A 422-nucleotide genomic window follows, 5' to 3' on the forward strand; every position below is an offset into this window, starting at 1 on the left:
CATTTAATAAATCAACTAACTCTTTTTTAATATCTAAAGGAGCATTTAATCCAACCTTTACAAAGATATTAACACTTCCTGTATCTTGACATAAAGGTCTATGACCCATTGCACACATTTTTGAATTAATTAATATTTGTCCAATTGCATTTTTTGCAGCTTCACCTTTTTCTACATTATAAGCTTCTACCATCCCTTTTACAAAATCTTCTGGATGATAAAATGATATGTATTGACATGCATCTGCTATACTCTCGATTATATCTTGTTCGGTTATTTTTTTCATAATGTCCTCCTTAAGAACCTTTAACAGTAGCTAATTTTCTTCTCATGTAAGCGATTTTAGTTTGAAGAGGTAAGTGTTTAGGACAAGTATCTTCACAACCAAGAAGAGTCATACAACCAAATATACCATTATCATC

The 422-nt window shown here is 30.6% G+C and carries 1 protein-coding gene and 1 pseudogene; both read right to left on the reverse strand.

The window, feature by feature from the left end; genetic code table 11:
* On the reverse strand, nt 1-286 hold a 286-nt coding region (locus tag CRU95_RS16235), incomplete at its 3' end, for a fumarate hydratase (RefSeq protein WP_258238635.1).
* 10 nt (nt 287-296) lie between these two features.
* Nucleotides 297-422 (reverse strand): annotated as a pseudogene (frdB, locus tag CRU95_RS16240) (fumarate reductase iron-sulfur subunit); the annotation flags it as partial.

Origin of the sequence: Arcobacter sp. F2176 (assembly GCF_004116465.1) — a bacterium.
Taxonomy (GTDB): Bacteria; Campylobacterota; Campylobacteria; order Campylobacterales; family Arcobacteraceae; genus Arcobacter; species Arcobacter siniprincipis.